Raw genomic sequence first — 21387 nt, 5'->3', positions numbered from 1 at the left:
GCTCCTTTTCTCCTATTTCAAGGCTGTGACTTGTACACCCGTTTTACGGTAGGATACAGCAACCCAACCAAGGATGTGACTATGCTACTGATTCCCGCGATTGATTTGAAAGACGGCCAATGCGTGCGCCTGCGCCAAGGTCGGATGGATGACACCACCGTGTTTGCCAGCAACCCCGTCGATGTCGCCCAACGCTGGGTGGATGCGGGCGCACGCCGTCTGCACTTGGTCGATTTAAACGGTGCGTTTGCAGGCAAGCCGGTGAATGGCGATGTGGTTCGTGCAGTCGCGGCACGTTTCCCGAATGTTCCGGTACAAATCGGCGGCGGTATCCGCGATGCACAGACAGTCGCAGCGTATCTGGAAGCAGGCGTGCAATATTGCATAATCGGCACCAAAGCAGTGCAAGAACCGCAATTCGTTATCGACCTGTGTCAGCAATTCCCCGGTCACATTATCGTCGGCATTGATGCCAAAAACGGCATGGTGGCCACCGACGGTTGGGCGGAAGTGTCTTCCGTTGCCGCGATTGAACTTGCCAAACAATTTGAGCAAGCCGGTGTCAGCGCAATTGTTTACACCGACATTGCCCGCGATGGCATGATGAAAGGCGTGAACGTGGAAGAAACCGCGAAACTCGCCGCCAGCATTAAGATTCCCGTCGTCGCCTCCGGTGGCGTGACCAATATGGATGACATTAAAGCCCTGTGCGCGGTGGAAGACCAAGGCATTATGGGTGCAATCCTCGGTCGGTCGATCTACGAAGGCACGATTGATCTGGCAGCCGCGCAACAATACGTCGATTCCAACGGAAACACCTGATGTCGCAAGAACGGGGATTCAGTGACTACCAGCATGAAGCTGCGGCTTGGATTACGCTGGCAACGGGCGACTACTATCCAGACATTTTGAATGATGCTTGCCGTTTGTATGAACCCGTGCTGGTTGAATTTGGTCAATTATTGCAACGCGCCCATTCTTCTGAATTTCTGTTTAAATCCATTGCCGAAACACCTAATCAATGGATGCGTATTCAACTGTGCCGTGTTTTCAAAAAATATGTCAGTCCACAAACCCCTGTTGAAATGCTCAAGGTTAAAAACAAAGCCACTCAAATCTGTGAACAGTTTGGAGCAGGCTTTCGCCACATTGCCGAAGTCCAGCAACATTTCAATCAACGCCCTATGCCTGATGAAACGTTATGTGCCTTGCTGTGGGAATACAAAGACCGAGGCAAAAAAGGTTACGACCTCACTGAGCGGGCATTCGATTTACTGCGTAGCCGACACCCCGATTGCACCTTGATGGGCCCGGAACGTGCTGGCAAAGACGTGTTGCTAGGCAGCATTTTTGATAATTATCCCAAACCGGATCGCCCGGTGGATTTTGTCATTAGTGAAGGGCAGCGCATTCTCGCGATTGGTTTGGCACGTTATGATTCTGATCGAGGGGGCGCACAAGAAGACGACCGCACCGGGCAGTACCGTGAAGTGGCACAAGAAATTATCAGCTACGCTGATGCTCATGGTATGTCACATATCAAAATTGTGTACGTCAACGATGGCCCCGGATTACTGCTAGGCTCCATGTGGCGCGACTACGCTTATCTGGAAACCCATTGGACGGGGCGGGTAAAAGTAGTCACTTTACGCATGATCCCTGAACGTATCACCGCTGCATGGTTGAGGAGCTGAGATGGCTGTTGGTATTCCGAAACGCTTGTACCCACTGCAACCACGCCAAACGGGAGAGAGCCTACCCGGTGGCTTTCGCCTCGAATATGCTGGAAAAAAACATCCCATTGAGATTCTTGCGACACCCGCAGGCCATTATCAAACCAGCCGTGAGTATTGCGGTGGAGATAATCGCCTATACCATGCTGACAATTTAGGGGCATTGGCAGCATTGGCTCATGACCCCGCACTGGCGGGAAAAATCCGTTTAGTGTATATCGACCCACCCTTTGCCACGGATTCGGCATTTGAATCACGCCAACAACAACACGCTTACGATGACCATCTAACAGGCACTACTTTTGTGGAAGCATTGCGTGAACGCCTGATTCTCATTCATCGCTTATTGGCAGATGACGGCTCATTGTATTTACATCTGGATAGTCGTATGGTTTTCCATATGCGCTTGATTCTGGACGAAATATTTGGCGAACAACAGTTCCGTAACTGCATTACCCGCAAAAAATGCAACCCCAAAAACTACACACGCAAAACTTACGGCACAACCGCCGATTACATTCTGTTCTATACCAAAACCGACCAGTATGTATGGAATCGTGCCTTAGAACCGTGGGATGAAGCCCGCATTCTCAAAGAATACCCGTGTAGCGATGAACGGGGACGGCGTTATAAAAAAGTCCCTGTTCACGCACCCGGTGTGCGCAATGGTGAAACCGGCAAATTATGGCGCGGTATGTCGCCGCCTCCCGGCAAGCACTGGCAATACACCCCCGATAAACTGGATGACATGGATGCACGCGGTGAAATTTACTGGTCGCCAACTGGCAACCCACGCCGTAAAGTTTACTTAGAAAACAGTGCCGGTATCCCCGTGCAAGACATCTGGCTGGACATGAAAGATGCCCACAATCAGAATATCCAGATTACCGGTTATCCAACCGAAAAAAACCTTGCTATGCTGGAGCGGATTATTGAAGCATCTTCTAACCCCGGTGACTGGGTGCTCGATTGTTATGCCGGTTCTGGTACAACACTTGCCGCCGCTGCCAGCCTGAACCGGCAATGGATTGGCATTGACCGCAGCGATGAAGCCATCAAAACCATCTTGCACCGCTTCGCGAATGGCACAAAACGCATGGGAGACTTTGTGAATACACCAGCCAAAACCAATACATTGCCGCTATTCGATGCCAGCAATACCGACTTTACACTTTTTGTGGAAAAGAAATAATGGGACTCGCCAAACGCATTATCCCCTGCCTTGACGTGAACAACGGTCGTGTTGTCAAAGGCATGAACTTCGTCGGCATCCGTGACGCGGGCGACCCGGTGGAAATCGCCGCGCGTTACAACCGTGAAGGCGCGGACGAAATCACCTTCCTCGACATCACCGCCAGCTCTGACAACCGCGATACCATCGTTCACATGGTGGAAGCGGTGGCCTCGCAGGTTTTCATTCCGCTCACGGTCGGCGGCGGTATCCGCAAGCCCGAAGACGTGCGCCGCATGTTGAATGCCGGTGCGGATAAAGTCGGGATTAACACCGCCGCGATTACCAACCCCGATTTGGTGCGCGAATGCACCGACTATTTTGGCTCGCAATGCATCGTGGTGGCGATTGATGCCAAGCGCGTCAATGAACCGGGCGAACCCGATCGCTGGGAAGTCTTCACCCACGGCGGGCGCAACCGTACCGGCATTGATGCGGTGGCATGGGCAGAAAAAATGGCGCAATACGGCGCGGGTGAATTGCTGGTCACGAGCATGGATCGCGATGGCACCAAAGTCGGCTTCGACCTCGGTTTAACCCGTGCGATTACGGATCGCGTAGGCATTCCGCTGATCGCTTCCGGTGGGGTGGGCAATTTGCAACATTTAGCCGATGGCGTACTCAAAGGCGGGGCAGATGCGGTACTTGCTGCGAGTATTTTCCACTTTGGTGAATACACCGTGGGCGATGCCAAACGCTACATGGCAGCCCAAGGCATCGAGATGAGGCTGTGAATCTGATGGCAGCAGCACCGGCGCAAATCCAAATTCGCTATATTCAGGAAGAAGACCGCATCCTGATGCGCATCAATACCGTGGCGAGTGAAGAATTTCGCTTCTGGCTAACGCGGCGCTTTCTCATGCGTCTCTGGCCGGTGTTACAGGACGCCTTAATGTCGTCGCCTGCGGTTAAACAGCACAGCGATTACAGTTCCCGCCAAGCGATTGTCGCGTTTGAACACGAACGGGCGCAAAGCAAAGCCGCGTTCAACAACCCGTTTCGTGACGCTGACCATTTGCCACTGGGCACAGACCCGTTACTGGTGGTAAAAGCAGGCTTTCGGCACAAAGAGAACGGCGCGTTGCAAATTGCCTTCAAAGATAACCACGACAAAGGTGTCGATCTCAACTTGAGCAACGAGCTATTGCACTTGCTGTGCAAATTATTGGACGATGCGGCGCAACAATCCGACTGGAAAATGACCGCTTTGTTACCAAACATTACCGAAACCGCTTCACCAGTCGCCGCACACCAATTGAATTAGGTATACTCCAGCCCCATGATGAATGATAACGTACTTGCACAACTCGCCGAGGTGCTGGAAAGCCGCAAACAGGCAGAGCCAGACAGTTCTTATGTTGCCAAACTCTACGCCAAGGGGCTGGATGCGATCCTCAAAAAGATCGGCGAAGAAGCCACCGAAACCGTGATGGCGGCAAAAGACGGTGAGAAAGATAAAATTGTGTATGAAATCGCGGATTTATGGTTTCATACCTTGGTATTACTGGCACAACAGGGCTTACACCCTGATGCGGTGCTGGCAGAATTAGCCCGACGCTCTGGCGTCTCCGGTCTGGTCGAAAAAGCCAGCCGTCCCTCATAACTGCAAACTGGAAGGATAAAATAACCATGCACTTTAGCCCCCTACAACTGATTCTCGTCCTAGTCATTGTCATTTTACTGTTTGGCACTAAAAAATTGCGCAACATGGGCGGCGATCTCGGCGAAGCGTTCAAAAACTTCAGAAAAGCCGTGAAAGACGGTGATGAAACCGAAACCCCCAAAGCCGAGCAACCAGCCTCAACACAAGTCCCGCACCAAGACCAAGCGGGTCGGGTCATTGATTCAGAAGCCAAAGAAAAAGACAAAGTCTAAGAGCTGGATAACCCATGTTTGAAAGCAGTTTTCTCGAAATGCTGGTGATCGGCGTGGTTGCCTTGCTGGTAATCGGGCCGGAACGCCTGCCCACAGTTGCCCGCACCATTGGCCAATGGGTGGGAAGAATTCGCCGTTTTATTGCTAAAGCGCGGGCAGACGTTGACCGCGAATTGCAAACCGAAGAATTGCGCAACATGTTTTACAAGCAAGAAGAAGAAATACGCAACATGCGTGCCATGATGCAAGAAAAAACCGATTCGGTACGCAAGGAACTGGAGCAGCATGACAAACCCCTCTAATGGCACGCCTCAAGAGGCTGGGTTCAAAGCTTTTCTGGAACACTTGATTGAATTGCGTGACCGTTTGTTACGCATCGTGATCGCCATCGTCGCGGTATTTATTCTGCTTTCGCCGTTCGTGCAGGATTTATACAACTGGCTTTCTGACCCTTTGATGCGCTACTTGCCTGAAGGCGAGAAATTAATTGCGATTGGGGTAGCTTCTCCCTTTTTGATTCCCTTCAAACTGGCGTTGATGGTCGCATTTTTATTGACATTGCCTTACACCTTTTATCAGATATGGGGATTTATCGCCCCCGGTTTGTACCAACATGAAAAGCGTTTGGTCACGCCCTTACTGCTATCCAGTGTTGGATTGTTTTATGTTGGGATGGCATTCGCCTATTTTCTTGTTATTCCGATGATTTCCAAAGCAGCGGTGGCTTTTGCACCGAGCAATGTGAACCCGACACCCGATATTGCGGCTTATTTAGATTTCACCGTCGCCATGTTTCTTGCCTTTGGGTTGAGCTTTGAAACGCCTGTCGCTACCATTCTACTAATCGGCATGGGTGTGGTTAGTGTCGAAACCCTGACCAGAGCGCGGCCTTACATTATTGTTGGCGCCTTTGTGATTGCCATGTTCTTAACCCCGCCCGATGTCGTTTCACAAATCCTTATGGCTATACCTATCTGGCTATTGTTCGAGCTAGGTTTGCTGTTAAGCCGGGTATTTGGCAAACACATTGAGCGTTTCAAAGTAGACAAAGCGGAACACGATACGGCACAAACCATTCATAAGGATGACTTACCTGTTGCTACTGGCGCCGCAACCGTTGCCAGGGCAGCGGCAACGACCACTGCTTGGGAAGATGATCAACACATTTTCGAGGAAACCGTGCCGGTGCAATCCACCGATGACGAAGCCTTCCGCCCACTGACCGATGCAGAAATGGAAGCTGAACTGGAACGCATGGATGCCGAATTCAAACGCATGGAAGACAACTTCCGTCAACAGGAAGAAGACGGCAAATCAAACTGAGTGCGCATTCAGCAAGGTATTGGCGTCACACGGTTTAACCGGGTCGAACACGTCACGGAAGCTGGCATAGCTGGCTGCCGTGACCACCGGAATCAATACCAAGTAGCCCAACCCAAACGCAAACGACGCTAACACGCCTAGCACTATCACCAGCAGCGCAAACGTGGTTAGCGGCACAATATTTTTCAAGCACGCCAGCAAACTGGTGGAAACCGCGTCTAACGGTGTTTGATCTTCAAACAAAATCAAGGGCGTGGCATAAAAAAAGGCCATTACCACGACCGCAATGACACCGGCTTGCACCCACAAATTTAACGAAGAAGACGCCAACATTGCCGCCAATACCTGCGCAACATTGGTATTACTGTTGGGGAAATACAATGCCGTCAACGCTTCAGTACTCAATGGGTACAACATGGCCACTATCACCAACATTCCGACGACCATCATGCTACCAAGCCCCAATAAACGCCCCCGAAAGCGCGTCGAAATCCAACCAATTGTATTTTCATGAGATCGCCCCTTGTAATAAAAGTTGTTGTTATTGCTATGATTAACCTATTTCGTGACAGTTCATTGACGCATTCGGACTTTTTTGCAAACCCAATCCGCAAGCCAAACCAACGGATTACCTGTTACAATACTTAACTTCACGACAGACTGTACGATGGGAACAAGCCATGAAATCAAAACACCCCAACGTGCCGCGCCGCAAAACCATTCTGGTGATTTTGGATGGCGTAGGCGTTAACCCCAGCAAACGCTTTAACGCGGTACACGAAGCCGATACCCCGAATTTTGACCGCTATTTCGGTAGCTACCCGCACACTACCTTGCAAGCCTCCGGGCGGGCAGTCGGGCTACCGGATGGGCAAATGGGCAACTCCGAAGTCGGGCACATGACCATTGGCTGTGGCACGATTTTGCGCCAAGATTTGGTGCGGATCGAAGACGCGATCGAAGACGGCAGCTTCTACAAAAACCATTCCCTGCTGAATGCGCTGGAAAGTGCCAAAGCCGACAAACGCCCGCTGCACTTACTGGGCTTGGTATCGGACGGCGGCGTACACAGCCACATGACGCACATTGTCGCCCTGCTGAAAGCCTGCATGGAACACAATGTCAAACCCGTACTGCACGTGATTACCGACGGGCGCGATACCGCACCTAAAATTGCCAAGCAATTTATCCAGCAAATCCAGAACGTCATGGACATGACCGGCGGTGAAATTGCCACCGTCACCGGGCGCTTTTACGCGATGGATCGGGATAACCGCTGGGAACGCACCAAACTGGCGTGGGATGCGATGGTACGCGGCATCGGCACACCCGCCAGCAGCGCCTTGCAAGCAGTCGATGATGCGTATGCCGCTGGCGAAACCGACGAATTCATCAAGCCGCGCATTATGCCGGGTGCTGAGTTAATCCAAAGCAATGACACCGTGCTGTTTTTCAACTTCCGCAATGACCGCCCGCGCCAAACCGCCAAAGCCTTGGCTGACCCGGACTTTGCCGATTTTGACCGGGGTGATTTCGAGCCAGTCTCGCTCACCACCATGACGGAATACGACAAACGCCTGCTGGCTCCCGTGATCTTTTCGCCGGAACGCCCCGCCACCAACTTGGCGCAAACCATTAGCTTAGCGGGCTTGAAACAACTGCATTGTGCGGAAACCGAAAAGTACGCCCACGTCACCTTCTTCTTCAACGGCGGGCGTGAACGCACTTACGCGGGCGAAGACCGTATCGTCATCCCCTCGCCCAAGGTAGAAACTTACGACGAACAGCCGGAAATGAGCGCGAAAGAGGTGGCTGACACCATTATCAGTGCACTGGAGCAGGATAAATATTGCTTCATCGTGGTGAATTTCGCCAACGGTGACATGGTAGGTCACACCGCCGTCCCCGGTGCGGTGATTAAAGCCGTGGAAGCGCTGGATCGTGAAGTCGGGCGTTTGTTAGACAGCGCAGTGGCTCACGATTACTCGGTGATTTTGACGGCTGACCACGGCAACTGCGACGAATACATCGACCCGCTCAGCGGCGAACCCAATACCCAGCACACCGTTTACCCCGTGCCCTGCCTGATTATGGACAAATCCAACTGGCGGCTCTCCACCGAAGGCGGCTTGAGCAATCTTGCGCCGACGGTATTGCACTTGATGGGGCTGCCCAAACCCGACGGGATGCAAGGCAAATCCTTATTGCTGGAAGAACTCCCCAAAGGCCACCGCCCGGCGGGAGCGTACTAAGCATGGAAATACTCGTGAATGGCACACCGCACCTCGTGGCGGAAGGCACGACAGCGGCACAGTTGTTGGTGATTTTAGACTTACAAGGCAAACGCCTCGCCCTCGAAATCAATCAAACACTGGTGCCGCGTAGTCAATTTGACAGCTTGGTATTGCAACCCCATGATACGGTTGAAATCGTCCACGCCATCGGTGGCGGTTAATAGAAGGAATTCATCATGCAACACGACACCCTCACCATTGCAGGCAAGGAATATTCCTCACGCCTGTTGGTTGGCACTGGCAAATACAAAGACTTAGCAGAAACCCAAGCCGCTACCGAAGCCAGCGGTGCGCAAATTATTACCGTCGCGATTCGCCGCACCAACATCGGTCAGAACAAAGACGAACCCAATTTACTGGACGTGATTCCGCTGAGTAAATACACCCTGCTGCCGAATACCGCAGGCTGTTACAACGTGGAGGATGCCGTGCGCACTTGCCGCCTAGCGCGTGAATTGCTGGATGGTCACAAGTTGGTCAAACTGGAAGTGCTGGGCGATGCCAAAACCCTTTACCCTGACACGATTCAAACCCTGAAAGCCGCTGAAATTCTGGTAAAAGATGGCTTTGATGTCATGGTATACACCAGCGATGACCCGCTGATTGCGCGTCAATTGGAAGAAATCGGCTGTGTGGCTGTCATGCCGTTAGCAGCACCGATTGGCTCCGGCTTAGGCATTCGCAACCCGTACAATATCCTTGAAATCATTGAAAATGCCAAGGTTCCCATCATTGTCGATGCAGGCGTTGGCACCGCGTCCGACGCGGCAATTGCGATGGAAATGGGCTGTCATGGCGTGCTCATGAACACCGCCATTGCGGGTGCGAAAAACCCCGTATTGATGGCATCTGCCATGAAAAAAGCCATCGAAGCGGGACGCGAAGCCTTCCTTGCGGGGCGGATGCCACGTAAACGTTACGCCTCTGCCTCCTCCCCGCTGGAAGGCACGTTCTTTTAAGATTTTAGCAGTATTATGGAAATAACAGCCGCACACCCGCGAGCCATCAAAAGTTTTGTGTTACGGCAAAGTCGCGTCACGAAAGCGCAGGAAGAAGCGCTAGTTGACTTGTGGCCGGTTTTTGGTATTGAACCCGGCAATACGCCGCTTAACATCCCCGCGCTATTCGAACGGGTTGCTCCGGTAACGCTGGAAATCGGCTTTGGCAACGGCGCTTCATTGGCGCAAATGGCTGTCGCTGCGCCGGAGCGTGATTTCATCGGTATTGAAGTTCACACCCCCGGTGTCGGGCATTTGCTCAAACTGATCGGCGAACAAGGCTTGCAAAATGTGCGGGTGATGAACACCGATGCGGTTGAAATCCTGCAACAGCGCATCCCCGCGCAGTCGCTGGATCGGGTACAACTGTTTTTCCCCGACCCTTGGCACAAAAAAAAGCACCACAAACGCCGTATTGTGCAATTACCGTTTGTGAGCTTATTAGCCGCACGCCTGCAAACGGGCGGCGTATTTCACATGGCGACTGATTGGGAACATTACGCCGCACACATGGCGGAAGTGATGCAAACCAGCCCAGACTTCCTTAATCTTGCGCCTACGCCGCCTTATTCAACCCGCCCAGACACGCGCCCCCTGACCAAATTTGAAAACCGTGGATTAAAATTGGGGCATGGCGTTTGGGATTTGCTTTACCAAAAAAATTAAGACGTTATGCCAACCGAAGCCCATTACATTCTCACCGTCACCTGTCCCGCCAAAACCGGCATTGTCGCTGCTGTCACCGGCTTTCTGGCGGAATCCCAGTGCTACATTACCGAAATGGCGCAATACGATGACGAAATGACCCAGAAGTTTTTCTGCCGGATTATGTTGCGCCGTGACAGCCAGTTATCGCCTGCGATCGAAGCATTGCGCACGCAATTTGCCAAAATTGCTGACAATTTTGAGATGCAATGGGGCATCACCAATGCCACCCGCGCCACCCGCGTGGTGCTCATGGTCTCCAAGGCGGATCATTGTTTGGTGGATTTGCTGTACCGCAAGCACAAAGGCGATTTGAATATGAACGTCGTCTGCGTGGTGTCCAATCACATGGAGTTACGTTCTTTGGTGGAACGCGAAGGCATCCGCTTTGTGTGCCTGCCCGTCGACAAAACCAATAAAGCCGAACAAGAAGCGCGGATGTTGGAAATTGTCGCCGATACCCAAGCCGAATTGGTGGTGCTGGCGCGTTACATGCAAATTCTTTCGGACGACACTTGCCGGAAATTGGCGGGTATGTGCATCAATATTCACCACTCATTTCTACCCGGATTCAAAGGCGCACGCCCTTACCACCAAGCCTACGACCGTGGCGTAAAACTGATTGGCGCTACCGCACATTACGTTACCTCCGACTTGGATGAAGGCCCGATTATTGAGCAATCGGTAGAGCGCGTGGATCACACCTACCAACCCGAAGCCCTCGCTGCCTTGGGGCGCGACCTCGAAAACAGTGCCCTCGCCAAAGCCGTGCGCTTACACATTGAGCGGCGCGTGTTTATGGATGGCAATAAAACCGTGGTATTCAAATAACCACCGCTAACAGGAACCGATTGCAATGACCACTTTATTTGACTCCGCTCAATTGGGCGACCTTACCTTGCGCAACCGCATTATCATGGCACCGTTGACCCGCTGCCGTGCCAGTAGCGGACGTGTGCCGAATGCACTCATGGCACAATATTACCAACAACGCGCCAGCGCTGGCTTGATTTTAACCGAAGCCACCTCGGTGACGCCGATGGGCGTGGGCTACCCCGATACACCGGGCATTTGGTCGCCGGAACAAGTCGCAGGCTGGAAACTCATCACCGATGCGGTACATCAAGTGGGCGGGCTAATTTTCCTGCAACTGTGGCACGTTGGGCGCATTTCTGACTCCAGCTATTTGAATGGCGAGTTGCCCCCAGCGCGATTGCAGCGCAAGGCCACGTGAGTTTGGTGCGTCCCGAAAAAGCCTACGAAGTGCCACGTGCTTTGGAAACAGATGAAATTCCGGGCATTGTCAGCGCTTACCGTTTGGGCGCAGAAAACGCGCAACTGGCAGGCTTTGACGGGGTGGAAGTCCACGGGGCGAATGGCTATTTACTCGACCAATTCCTGCAAGACAGCACCAATCAACGCACCGATGCTTACGGTGGAACGCTGGAAAATCGCGCGCGTTTGCTGCTCGAAGTGACCGATGCCGTGCTTGACGTGTGGGGTGCTGCGCGAGTCGGCGTGCACCTTGCACCGCGTGGCGATGCGCACACCATGGGCGATTCTAACCCGCTGGAAACCTTCACCTACGTAGCGCAAGAACTGGGCAAACGCAATGTCGCGTTTATTTTCACCCGCGAAGCCGTGGGCACTGACAGCATTAGCCCCGCAATCAAACAAGCCTTCGGGGGATTTTTCATCGCCAATGAAAACTTCGATGCGCAAACGGCACAACAGGTATTGGATGCCGGTCATGCCGACGCCGTGGCGTTTGGTAAGACTTTTATTGCCAACCCCGACTTACCACGCCGTTTGCAGGAAAACTTGCCACTGAATCCGCCTAACTTTGATACCTTCTACCCGCTGGGCAATCCAGATTTCGCGGTGGGGTATACCGACTATCCCTTTAGCAACTAAAAAGTCGCTGGCGGCATTGCGCATTAGATGACCGCCAGTAATTTTTCGCGTAAAGCCTTACCCTGCTTTTGACCTTGCCGTGTATTGGCAATTTCTTCGTACCACTGCTCAAATAAAGCACGTAATTCGGCATGAGTTTGGCAACGATCAATATTCCGTACCAAATTGGTCGCGCCATAAGCACCCTTGAAAGCATTTAGGCTGTTCATCATAAAGTTTTTTGCCATATTGAATTTAGCAGGGTCAGTGCTTGCTGGTAATTCGCGGAACAAGCTGGAATCTGTGGCGGCAACGGGCGAAGCATCATGTGTCGTAACAACATCAGCGGTAGCATTGTTAAGCGGGGCAATGTAACCGCCCGTCGCTAAAAAACCCAGTATGCTGGCTAAGTCATCCACTCGCGGCAACGTTTTCAATTCTGCTATGCCGCGCTTACCGTCGACGTAAATCAATACCGAGCGCTCTATTCTGGATAAACCGTTGGCTTTGGTTTCAACTTCCTCGACGCCCTTGGGAGTCTTAGCAAAGATTGTATTGGTCATTAATTAATCCTCCTTGCATTTTATTTGTTATAAGCCGTCAATCTAGCGGCGCTAAACTAAAAAAGGGAGCCGAAGCTCCCTTTTTAACGCTAAGCGTTACGACACTTTCGGGTCAAGCTTGCCCGCTTTGTACATGCCGAACATGGTTTCCAGCGAAATTGGCTTGATTTTATCAGCCATGCCTGCTGAACCGAACGCTTCAAAACGTGCTTGGCAAATGCCTTTCATCGCCGCAGTGGATTCTTTTAAGAATTTGCGCGGGTCAAAGTTAGCCTTGTTTTCAAACAAATGCTTACGAACAGCACCTGTTGAAGCCATGCGCAGGTCGGTGTCGATATTGACTTTACGCACGCCGTGCTTGATGCCTTCGACGATTTCTTCAACGGGTACGCCGTAGGTTTGACCCATGTCGCCGCCGTAGTTATTGATGATTTCGAGCCAATCTTCCGGTACAGAAGAAGAGCCGTGCATAACCAAGTGAACGGTTGGGATGCGAGCGTGAATTTCTTTCACGCGGTCAATACGCAATACATTGCCGGTAGGTTTCTTGGTGAACTTGTAGGCACCGTGTGACGTGCCGATCGCAATTGCCAGCGCATCAACGCCCGTCTTGATTACAAAGTCAGCCGCTTCTTCCGGGTCAGTCAACAGCATGGAATGATCCAATACGCCATCTGCGCCGTGACCGTCTTCTTCGCCCATCATGCCGGTTTCGAGTGAACCCAAGCAACCCAATTCGCCTTCCACAGAAACGCCGCAAGCGTGTGCCAATTCAACCACTTTACGTGTCGTTTCAACGTTGTATTCGTAAGTAGACGGGGTTTTCGCATCCGCCATCAACGAGCCATCCATCATCACGGATGAGAAGCCGGATTGGATGGAACGGAAGCAAACCGCCGGTTCAGCACCGTGGTCTTGGTGCATAACCACCGGGATATGCGGGTACATTTCGACCGCAGCCAGCACCAAATGACGCAGGAACGGTTCGCCCGCATAAGAACGCGCACCCGCAGAACCTTGCAGAATAACCGGGGAGTTGCACGCATCAGCCGCTTGCATGATGGCGTGGATTTGCTCCATGTTGTTGACGTTGAACGCTGGCATCCCGTAGCCATGCTCGGCTGCGTGATCCAGTAATTGACGCAAAGAAATCAAAGCCATGTTGTTCTCCTCAAAATGTTATCTAAACTATTAATGTGTATGCGCTTCAGCCGTTCTGGTGTTCACCGACACGCAGAATCTTGAGCTGGTTAGTGCCGCCTTTCGCGCCCATCAAATCGCCCTTGGTGATAATGACCAGATCACCGTTTTTCACGATGCCCTCTTCGATCATCAATTCGACCGCTTGACGGTTAGCGATTTTCGGATCTTTCAATGGCTCGTGCAATTTCACCGGGTAAACCCCGCGATACATGCTGACACGGCGTGCCGCATCATCGCTGGAAGTCAGCGCGTAAATCGGAATGCCCGAACGGATTCGTGACATCCACAACGGCGTAGCACCCGATTCAGTCAAGGTGGCAATGGCGCTAACCCCCATATGATTGGCGGTGTACATGGTTGCCATTGCGATGCCTTCGTCGATGCGCTCGAAACGGTCTTCCAGGCGATGCCCAGAGCGGCGCGTTTCCAGCGAATTTTCCGCTTCCGCACAAATGACCGCCATCGTTTTCACGACCAGTGCCGGGTGCTTGCCGGTCGCGGTTTCACCGGAGAGCATGACCGCATCGGTACCGTCCATCACCGCGTTTGCCACGTCGAACACTTCCGCCCGCGTCGGGATCGGGTTTTCGGTCATGGTTTCCATCATCTGGGTCGCGGTAATTACCGCACGATTCAGGGTACGCGCCCGGCTAATCAGGCATTTTTGCGCGGCTGGTAACTTAGCGTCACCGATTTCCACGCCCAAATCACCACGCGCAATCATAATCACATCGGATGCCAGAATAATTTCGTCGCGAATGACTTCCTGCATGGTCTCAGCGCGTTCCATTTTGGCGACGATAGCCGCGTTGCAACCCGCCTCCAACGCCAAGCGCCGCGCTTCGTGAATATCATCGGCAGAACGCGGGAATGACACCGCCAAGAAATCCACCCCAATACTGGCAGCAGCCAGGATGTCTTCCTTGTCTTTTTCGGTCAAAGCTTCGGCACTCAAACCGCCGCCGCGCCGGTTCAAGCCTTTGTTATTAGAAAGAATACCGCCGTTGATGGCGCGGGTATGAATTTCCTGCCCACGCACTTCGGTAATTTCCAACACAATCCGCCCGTCATCCAACCAGAGTTCGTCTCCGGCGCTCACGTCATTGACCAATTCCTTGTAACCAAGGCCGACGCGCTCTTGCGTTCCGGCATCGCTGGCAAGGTCGGCATCCAAAATAAAGGTATCGCCCGCTGTCAGGGTGATTTTGCCGTCTTTAAAGCGTGAAATGCGTAATTTAGGCCCTTGTAAATCGCCGAGAATGCCGACAATGCGTCCCGCTTTGTGCGCTAATTCACGCACCAAAGCCGCACGTGCCGCGTGTTCTGCATGGGTTCCGTGCGAGAAATTCATCCGCACTACGTCTACGCCCGCCCGGATAATGGCTTCAATCGCCTCCGGTGTGTCGGTAGCAGGCCCCATAGTCGCTACAATTTTTGTCCTTCTCAATGGATTACCTATTAACTGTGTGCTGTAAAGTGCTTAGTTTATGCTTGTTTTATGTCATTTGTGTGGGATTGTTGGGGTGAAATATTTTTCACCCCCAACATCAAGCGCTTAACCTTCGGCGCGTTTTTCCAACATCGCTACCGCCGGGAGCACTTTGCCTTCGAGGTATTCGAGGAAAGCGCCGCCCGCAGTGGAGATGTAAGAAATTTTGTCGTAAATATCGTACTTCTGAATCGCTGCGATGGTATCGCCACCGCCTGCCAGTGTGAAGGCGTTGGTTTCCGCCATTGCCAATGAAACCGCTTTAGTGCCTTCACCGAATTGATCAAACTCAAATACACCAACCGGGCCGTTCCACACTACGGTGCCAGCGCTCATAATAATGTCGACCAACTCTTGTGCCGATTTAGGACCGATGTCAAAAATCATATCGTCATCAGCCACGTCTTTTGCATCTTTCAATACGGCGGGTTCGGCTGGATCGAATTTCTTGCCGCACACCACATCCGTTGCAATGGGGATGGTAGCGCCACGTGCCGTCATTTTGCCAATCAGCGCATTGGCCGTGTCGACCAAATCGTCTTCACACAAAGATTTGCCAACGTTGTGGCCGGTCGCTTTCAAGAAGGTATTCGCAATGCCGCCGCCGACCACCAACTGTTCGCATTTTTCCGACAAGGCTTCTAGCACGGTCAGCTTGGTGGAAACTTTGGAGCCGCCGACGATGGCGACCATGGGGCGAGCGGGGTTTGCCAGTGCTTTATCCAGTGCGATCAATTCTTCGGTCAGCAAGATGCCAGCCGCTGCAACCGGCGCAAACATACCGACGCCATAAGTCGAAGCTTCGGCACGGTGAGCGGTACCAAAGGCATCCATGACAAATATGTCGCACAGCGCGGCGTATTTCTTGGCAGTTTCTTCAACGTTTTTCTTTTCGCCTTTGTTCACGCGGCAGTTTTCCAGCACCACCAATTCGCCTTCAGCCACGTCAAACCCACCGTCAACCCAGTCTTTAACCAAGCGAACGTCTTTGCCTAAGCGTGCCGCGATATTGTCCGCAATCGGTTTCAGGGAAACCGCTTCAGACCATTCGCCTTCGGTCGGACGTCCCAAGTGGGAAGTGACCATGACTTTTGCACCCGCCTCCAGCGCGAATTGAATAGTCGCCATGGATGCCGTAATGCGGGCGTCGGAAGTCACTTTGCCGTCACTGACAGGGACATTCAGGTCGGAACGGATAAGGACACGTTTGCCTTGCAAATCCAGATCGGTCATTTTGATGAAAGCCATGTGGTGGAACTCCTTGCAGAAATCAAATCAGTCAAATAAAGCGCGGGTGATTTATGTGATTGATCTGGGAAGGCGGGCGAGGCATTCCTCACCCACCGTTTGAACTTTAGTTCGCGGCGACGTGCTCGACAAAGCGCAGCATGTTCGCGGTATAGCCGTATTCGTTGTCGTACCAAGCCACGACTTTCACGAAAGTGCCATCCAGCGCAATACCCGCTTCAGCATCAAACACAGAAGAGAACGCCACGCCACGGAAGTCAGTGGAAACCACTTTCTCATCGGTGTAGCCCAGTGTTCTGCTCATCTCGCCCGTGGTAGCGGCGGCTTTCATGGCGGCACAAATGTCAGCGTAAGTCGCTTCTGTGTTCAGCTCAACCGTCAGGTCAACCACGGAAACGTCAGACGTTGGCACGCGGAACGCCATGCCCGTCAGTTTGCCTTTCAGCTCTGGCAATACCACGCCAACCGCTTTCGCTGCACCCGTGGAAGATGGAATGATGTTTTCCAAAATCCCACGACCACCACGCCAGTCTTTCATGGAAGGGCCGTCAACCGTTTTTTGCGTAGCGGTTGCAGCATGAACAGTCGTCATCAGACCACGCTTAATGCCCCAGTTGTCGTTCAGAACTTTCGCAACAGGTGCGAGGCAGTTAGTGGTGCAAGATGCCGCAGAAATAATCGCTTGACCCGCGTAAGTGCTATGGTTTACGCCATAAACGAACATCGGAGTCGTGTCTTTGGAAGGCGCGGACATAACCACTTTCTTCGCACCCGCGTCGATGTGCTTTTGGCAAGTTTCTTCGGTCAGGAAAAAGCCAGTGCATTCCAACACGATGTCAGCGCCCACGTCGCTCCACTGCAAATTAGCCGGGTCACGCTCCGCCGTCAGGCGTACCATTTTACCGTTTACCACCAAGTTGCTGCCTTCGACTGCCACGTCACCGTTGAAGCGACCGTGTACGGAATCGTATTTCAACATGTAAGCCAAATAATCGGGGGCTAACAAGTCATTAATGGCAACCACTTCCATATCGGGAAAGTCGCGGGCGATAGCGCGGAAAGCCATGCGACCAATGCGGCCGAAACCGTTGATACCAACTTTAATTGTCATGGAGAACTCCTCTAAAAATTATTCAAATTAAATGGGGGACGGCTTCCCTCCTCAGCAAAGCCGCCGGGCATTCAAGCTTACGCGACGCTGTTAATAGCGCTCAGCACGTTCTCAGCCGTAAAGCCGAACTGCTTGAACAACAAGCCTGCGGGCGCCGATTCGCCGAAGGTATCCATGCAAATGACTTTGCCATTCAGACCCACGTACTTGTACCAACCGTCGCCGATTGCTGCTTCAACCGCCACGCGTGCAGTCACAGCGGCTGGCAATACGGATTCTTTGTACGCCGCATCCTGTGCGTCAAACACATCGCAAGACGGCATGGAAACCACGCGCACTTTCTTGTCGGATTGCGCCGCAGCTTGCATCGCCAAATCGACTTCAGAGCCCGTCGCAATCACGATCACGTCAGGCGTGCCGTCGGTGTCTTTCAACACATAGCCACCTTTGGCGATATTGGCGATTTGCTCAGCCGTGCGCACCTGATGCTTGAGGTTTTGACGCGTGAAGATCAGGCAGCTAGGGCCTTTGTATTCAATCGCGTGTTTCCAAGACACCGCCGTTTCCACCGCGTCGCACGCACGCCATACCGTCATGCGTGGAATCATGCGCAAGGTTGGAATTTGCTCAACCGGCTGATGGGTCGGGCCGTCTTCGCCCAAACCGATGGAGTCATGCGTGTAAACAAAAATCGTTTGAATTTTCATCAACGCCGCCATGCGCAGGGCATTACGCGCGTACTCAGAGAACATCAGGAACGTCGCGCCGTAAGGCAGCAAACCGCCGTGCAATGCCATGCCGTTCATGATTGCGCTCATGCCGAATTCGCGCACACCGTATGACAGGTAGTTACCGCTGAAATCCTGACCCTTACCGTGACCCGCACTGATGTGCTTGCTGCACTTGTTGAAGGTATTATTGGAAGGTGTCAAGTCAGCCGAGCCACCGAGGAATTCAGGCAGCAACGGAGCAAACGCATCCAGCGCATTTTTAGAGGCCACACGGGTGGCAGGAGATTCTGCTTTCGCGTCGATTGCGGCGATGATTTTTGCCGATTCTTCCGCCCAGTTTGCAGGCAATTCGCCCGCTGTACGGCGCTTGAATTCAGCCGCTTCTGCTGGATAAGCTGCTGCGTAAGCGGCAAACGTGCCGTTCCATGCTTCTTCCGCTGCTGCGCCTTTCGCTTTCGCATCCCAACCCGCGTAAACGTTGTCAGGAATCGCAAACGGTTCCGCATTAGTCCAACCCAGTGCTTGGCGGGTCAGCGCGATTTCAGCGTCACCCAAGGGTGCGCCGTGGCAATCGTGCGAACCGGCTTTGTTGGGTGAACCAAAACCGATGGTGGTTTTGCAGCAAATCATGGAAGGCTTGCCGGTTTCTGCTTTCGCTGCTGCGGTTGCTGCTTTGAGCGCGTCAGCATCGTGACCATCAACGCTCAGCACGTGCCAGCCGTAAGCTTCAAAACGCTTCGGGGTATCGTCGGTGAACCAACCATCGACTTCACCGTCGATAGAGATGTTGTTGTCATCGTAGAAGCAAATCAGTTTGCCCAGCCCCATCGTGCCTGCGAATGAGCACGCTTCATGGGAGATACCTTCCATCAAGCAGCCATCGCCCAAGAACACGTAGCTGTAATGGTCAACAATCGTGTGACCCGGCTTATTGAATTGTGCAGCAAGGACTTTTTCAGCCAAGGCCATGCCCACAGCGTTGGTAATACCCTGACCGAGTGGGCCTGTGGTAGTTTCAATACCCGGTGCGTAACCGTACTCCGGGTGACCAGGGGTCTTAGAATGCAATTGGCGGAACGCTTTCAAATCGTCCATGCTCAGGTCGTAACCTGTCAAGTGCAGCACTGCGTATGGCAGCATTGAACCGTGCCCATTGGACATGACAAAGCGGTCACGGTTAGCCCAGTGTGGATTTTGTGGGTTGTGGGACATGAAATCGTTGAAGAGGACTTCGGCAATATCAGCCATCCCCATCGGGGCGCCCGGATGCCCAGAATTTGCTTTTTGTACGGCATCCATAGCCAGTACGCGTATTGCGTTAGCCAACTCGCGGCGTGTAGTCATTGACGGGTCTCCTGTAGTTTTCAAATATCGTAATCAGCCACGCAAGCGGCGCAGCTTAAAATGGTGAATGCAAGATGCCGATACTGACTGTTACCACCGAAGGATGCAGTCCAATACGGGATTCCTGCATTGCCCTGATATTGACTGCGGTTTCATCAGCGCGACCAAAACGAAACGGCAGTGCCCTGCGTGTATTTATTATTCAGGCAAATTAAAGCACATCTATTGTGGCTAAGTTCGCAGGCAGGGGCAACTCCCCCTAGTTGGATAGACAATGCCTTATTGACCGGAAATTTATGCCCAATCTACTGCCCAACAGTGCTGCATGATGGTTTTTTTTCCGTTATGATTGCATTTACCGATTCGAGGAGCGTTGCGACAAAGCTATTGATGCTTTGCCAGGCTCGAATTGTGATGAACATACAACGGCGCTCAGTCATTTAATTTTTAGTTTAGGAGAACATTAATGACTGAGAGAAGTTACCTCTTCACGTCCGAATCTGTTTCTGAAGGCCACCCAGACAAAATGGCGGATCAAATTTCCGATGCCGTTTTGGATGCCATTATTGCCAAAGACCCGTATGCGCGAGTTGCGTGCGAAACCTTGACCAAGACCGGCATGGTTGTGCTCGCGGGCGAAATCACCACCAATGCTGAAATCGATTACGAAGGTATCGTGCGTGGCGTGGTCAATGACATCGGCTACAACAATTCCGAAATCGGCTTCGACGGTCATACGTGCGCTGTCATCAATGCCCTCGGCAAGCAATCCCCTGACATCGCGATGGGCGTTGACCGTGCGAAACCTGAAGACCAAGGCGCGGGCGACCAAGGCTTGATGTTCGGTTACGCCAGCAATGAAACCGACGTATTAATGCCAGCCGCTCTGACTTATGCCCACCGTTTGGTGAAGCAACAAGCGGATATGCGCAAAAACGGCACGCTGCCTTGGCTGCGCCCGGATGCTAAATCCCAAGTCACCGTGCGTTACGAAGGCGGCAAAATCGTTGCCATCGACGCGGTAGTGCTTTCCACCCAACACAGCCCAGACATCAGCTTGGATGACTTGCGAGTGGCTGTCATGGAAAATGTTATCTTTCCAGTGTTACCGAAAGAATGGTTACACAAAGACACCAAATTCCACATCAACCCCACCGGCAACTTCGTGATCGGCGGCCCAGTGGGTGACTGCGGTTTGACGGGGCGTAAAATCATCGTCGACACTTACGGTGGCATGGCACGTCACGGCGGCGGCGCATTCTCCGGCAAAGACCCCTCTAAAGTTGACCGTTCTGCGGCGTATGCAGGTCGTTACGTCGCGAAAAACATCGTCGCGGCGGGCTTGGCGGATCGTTGCGAAATTCAAGTCTCCTATGCAATCGGTGTTGCGCAACCGACTTCCATCACAGTGGCAACCTTCGGCACTAACAAGGTCGATGAAACCCTGATCGAAAATCTGGTACGCGAACACTTCGACCTGCGTCCTTACGGCATCACCAAAATGTTGGATCTGCTGCGCCCGATTTATCGCGGTACCGCAGCTTATGGTCACTTCGGTCGTGACGACCTTGACCTGCCTTGGGAACGCACTGACCGCGCTGACGCATTACGCGCTGCTGCTGGCCTGTAAAATATTTAGGAGATTA

22 protein-coding genes, 1 pseudogene and 1 riboswitch are annotated in these 21387 nt (G+C 52.6%); of the genes and pseudogenes, 16 read left to right on the top strand and 7 right to left on the bottom strand.

What is annotated here, in order from left to right:
- Positions 1–81: 81 nt before the first annotated feature.
- From hisA to tatC, 9 genes are read left to right on the top strand one after another with little or no spacing between them, the layout of a single operon-like run.
- The gene (gene hisA, locus L3K52_04815) at positions 82–822 is read left to right on the top strand and encodes a 1-(5-phosphoribosyl)-5-[(5-phosphoribosylamino)methylideneamino]imidazole-4-carboxamide isomerase (protein ID UOG93057.1); all 741 of its coding nucleotides are present in this window, start codon (positions 82–84) and stop codon (positions 820–822) included.
- Entirely contained in the window at positions 822–1694 is an 873-nt protein-coding gene (locus L3K52_04810; GenBank protein ID UOG93056.1) for a hypothetical protein, read from the top strand. Before hisA ends, L3K52_04810 begins: the two co-directional genes overlap by 1 nt.
- A gap of 1 nt (position 1695) precedes the next feature.
- Positions 1696–2925: a site-specific DNA-methyltransferase gene (locus L3K52_04805; GenBank protein ID UOG93055.1), complete on the top strand. Its 1230-nt coding sequence runs from the start codon at positions 1696–1698 to the stop codon at positions 2923–2925.
- Positions 2925–3698, top strand: coding sequence for an imidazole glycerol phosphate synthase subunit HisF (gene hisF, locus L3K52_04800; protein ID UOG93054.1), 774 nt, complete (start codon positions 2925–2927; stop codon positions 3696–3698). Before L3K52_04805 ends, hisF begins: the two co-directional genes overlap by 1 nt.
- Positions 3699–3703: 5 nt before the next feature.
- A complete protein-coding gene (locus tag L3K52_04795) occupies positions 3704–4228 on the top strand; it encodes a hypothetical protein (GenBank protein UOG93053.1) in 525 nt (174 codons plus the stop codon).
- Positions 4229–4246: 18 nt separating this feature from the next.
- On the top strand, positions 4247–4567 hold the full coding sequence (locus L3K52_04790; GenBank protein UOG93966.1) for a phosphoribosyl-ATP diphosphatase: 321 nt from the start codon (positions 4247–4249) through the stop codon (positions 4565–4567).
- A gap of 26 nt (positions 4568–4593) precedes the next feature.
- On the top strand, positions 4594–4839 hold the full coding sequence (gene tatA, locus L3K52_04785; GenBank protein ID UOG93052.1) for a twin-arginine translocase TatA/TatE family subunit: 246 nt from the start codon (positions 4594–4596) through the stop codon (positions 4837–4839).
- 14 nt (positions 4840–4853) lie between these two features.
- Positions 4854–5141: a Sec-independent protein translocase protein TatB gene (gene tatB / locus L3K52_04780; GenBank protein ID UOG93051.1), complete on the top strand. Its 288-nt coding sequence runs from the start codon at positions 4854–4856 to the stop codon at positions 5139–5141.
- The gene (gene tatC / locus L3K52_04775; GenBank protein UOG93050.1) at positions 5125–6162 is read left to right on the top strand and encodes a twin-arginine translocase subunit TatC; all 1038 of its coding nucleotides are present in this window, start codon (positions 5125–5127) and stop codon (positions 6160–6162) included. The genes tatB and tatC overlap by 17 nt, the downstream gene beginning before the upstream one ends.
- Here the strand turns inward: tatC and L3K52_04770 are convergent.
- The gene (locus tag L3K52_04770; protein UOG93049.1) at positions 6154–6579 is read right to left on the bottom strand and encodes a hypothetical protein; all 426 of its coding nucleotides are present in this window, start codon (positions 6577–6579) and stop codon (positions 6154–6156) included. The two genes, tatC and L3K52_04770, sit on opposite strands and share 9 nt — an antisense overlap.
- Before the next feature lie 263 nt (positions 6580–6842).
- Between L3K52_04770 and gpmI the strand changes: the two genes are divergently transcribed.
- The 6 genes and pseudogenes from gpmI to L3K52_04740 all read left to right on the top strand — a co-directional run bounded on the left by gpmI (position 6843) and on the right by L3K52_04740 (position 12073).
- Positions 6843–8414 (top strand): 2,3-bisphosphoglycerate-independent phosphoglycerate mutase, encoded by a 1572-nt coding sequence (gene gpmI, locus L3K52_04765; GenBank protein ID UOG93048.1) that lies wholly within the window; start codon positions 6843–6845, stop codon positions 8412–8414.
- 2 nt (positions 8415–8416) lie between these two features.
- On the top strand, positions 8417–8617 hold the full coding sequence (gene thiS, locus L3K52_04760; protein ID UOG93047.1) for a sulfur carrier protein ThiS: 201 nt from the start codon (positions 8417–8419) through the stop codon (positions 8615–8617).
- A 15-nt stretch (positions 8618–8632) separates the two neighbouring features.
- Positions 8633–9415 (top strand): thiazole synthase, encoded by a 783-nt coding sequence (locus L3K52_04755; protein ID UOG93046.1) that lies wholly within the window; start codon positions 8633–8635, stop codon positions 9413–9415.
- 15 nt (positions 9416–9430) lie between these two features.
- Complete coding sequence (trmB, locus tag L3K52_04750; GenBank protein UOG93045.1) at positions 9431–10120, top strand: tRNA (guanosine(46)-N7)-methyltransferase TrmB; 690 nt, start codon at positions 9431–9433, stop codon at positions 10118–10120.
- A gap of 6 nt (positions 10121–10126) precedes the next feature.
- On the top strand, positions 10127–10990 hold the full coding sequence (purU, locus tag L3K52_04745; GenBank protein UOG93044.1) for a formyltetrahydrofolate deformylase: 864 nt from the start codon (positions 10127–10129) through the stop codon (positions 10988–10990).
- A 25-nt stretch (positions 10991–11015) separates the two neighbouring features.
- Positions 11016–12073, top strand: a pseudogene (locus L3K52_04740) (alkene reductase).
- A 23-nt stretch (positions 12074–12096) separates the two neighbouring features.
- On the opposite strand, the gene L3K52_04735 reads toward L3K52_04740, so the two are convergent.
- The 6 genes from L3K52_04735 to tkt all read right to left on the bottom strand — a co-directional run bounded on the left by L3K52_04735 (position 12097) and on the right by tkt (position 19741).
- Positions 12097–12615: a hypothetical protein gene (locus tag L3K52_04735; GenBank protein ID UOG93043.1), complete on the bottom strand. Its 519-nt coding sequence runs from the start codon at positions 12613–12615 to the stop codon at positions 12097–12099.
- A 96-nt stretch (positions 12616–12711) separates the two neighbouring features.
- Positions 12712–13776 carry a fructose-bisphosphate aldolase class II gene (gene fba / locus L3K52_04730; protein UOG93042.1) on the bottom strand — a complete coding sequence of 355 codons (1065 nt, stop codon included), beginning with the start codon at positions 13774–13776 and terminating at the stop codon, positions 12712–12714.
- A 46-nt stretch (positions 13777–13822) separates the two neighbouring features.
- Complete coding sequence (pyk, locus tag L3K52_04725; protein ID UOG93041.1) at positions 13823–15265, bottom strand: pyruvate kinase; 1443 nt, start codon at positions 15263–15265, stop codon at positions 13823–13825.
- Between the two features lie 108 nt (positions 15266–15373).
- Entirely contained in the window at positions 15374–16555 is a 1182-nt protein-coding gene (locus L3K52_04720; protein ID UOG93040.1) for a phosphoglycerate kinase, read from the bottom strand.
- Between the two features lie 106 nt (positions 16556–16661).
- Positions 16662–17666 carry a type I glyceraldehyde-3-phosphate dehydrogenase gene (gene gap / locus L3K52_04715; GenBank protein UOG93039.1) on the bottom strand — a complete coding sequence of 335 codons (1005 nt, stop codon included), beginning with the start codon at positions 17664–17666 and terminating at the stop codon, positions 16662–16664.
- A 77-nt stretch (positions 17667–17743) separates the two neighbouring features.
- The gene (gene tkt, locus L3K52_04710) at positions 17744–19741 is read right to left on the bottom strand and encodes a transketolase (GenBank protein ID UOG93038.1); all 1998 of its coding nucleotides are present in this window, start codon (positions 19739–19741) and stop codon (positions 17744–17746) included.
- Positions 19742–20100: 359 nt separating this feature from the next.
- A riboswitch (S-adenosyl-L-homocysteine riboswitch) is annotated at positions 20101–20182 on the top strand.
- Between the two features lie 25 nt (positions 20183–20207).
- On the opposite strand from tkt, the gene metK reads away from it, so the two are divergent.
- Positions 20208–21371, top strand: a complete 1164-nt coding sequence (gene metK / locus L3K52_04705) for a methionine adenosyltransferase (GenBank protein UOG93037.1) — start codon at positions 20208–20210, stop codon at positions 21369–21371.
- Positions 21372–21387: the final 16 nt, after the last annotated feature.

The organism is Candidatus Thiothrix sulfatifontis (genome assembly GCA_022828425.1).
Lineage (GTDB): Bacteria > Pseudomonadota > Gammaproteobacteria > Thiotrichales > Thiotrichaceae > Thiothrix > Thiothrix sulfatifontis.
This window is presented reverse-complemented; position numbering and strand designations above follow the sequence as displayed.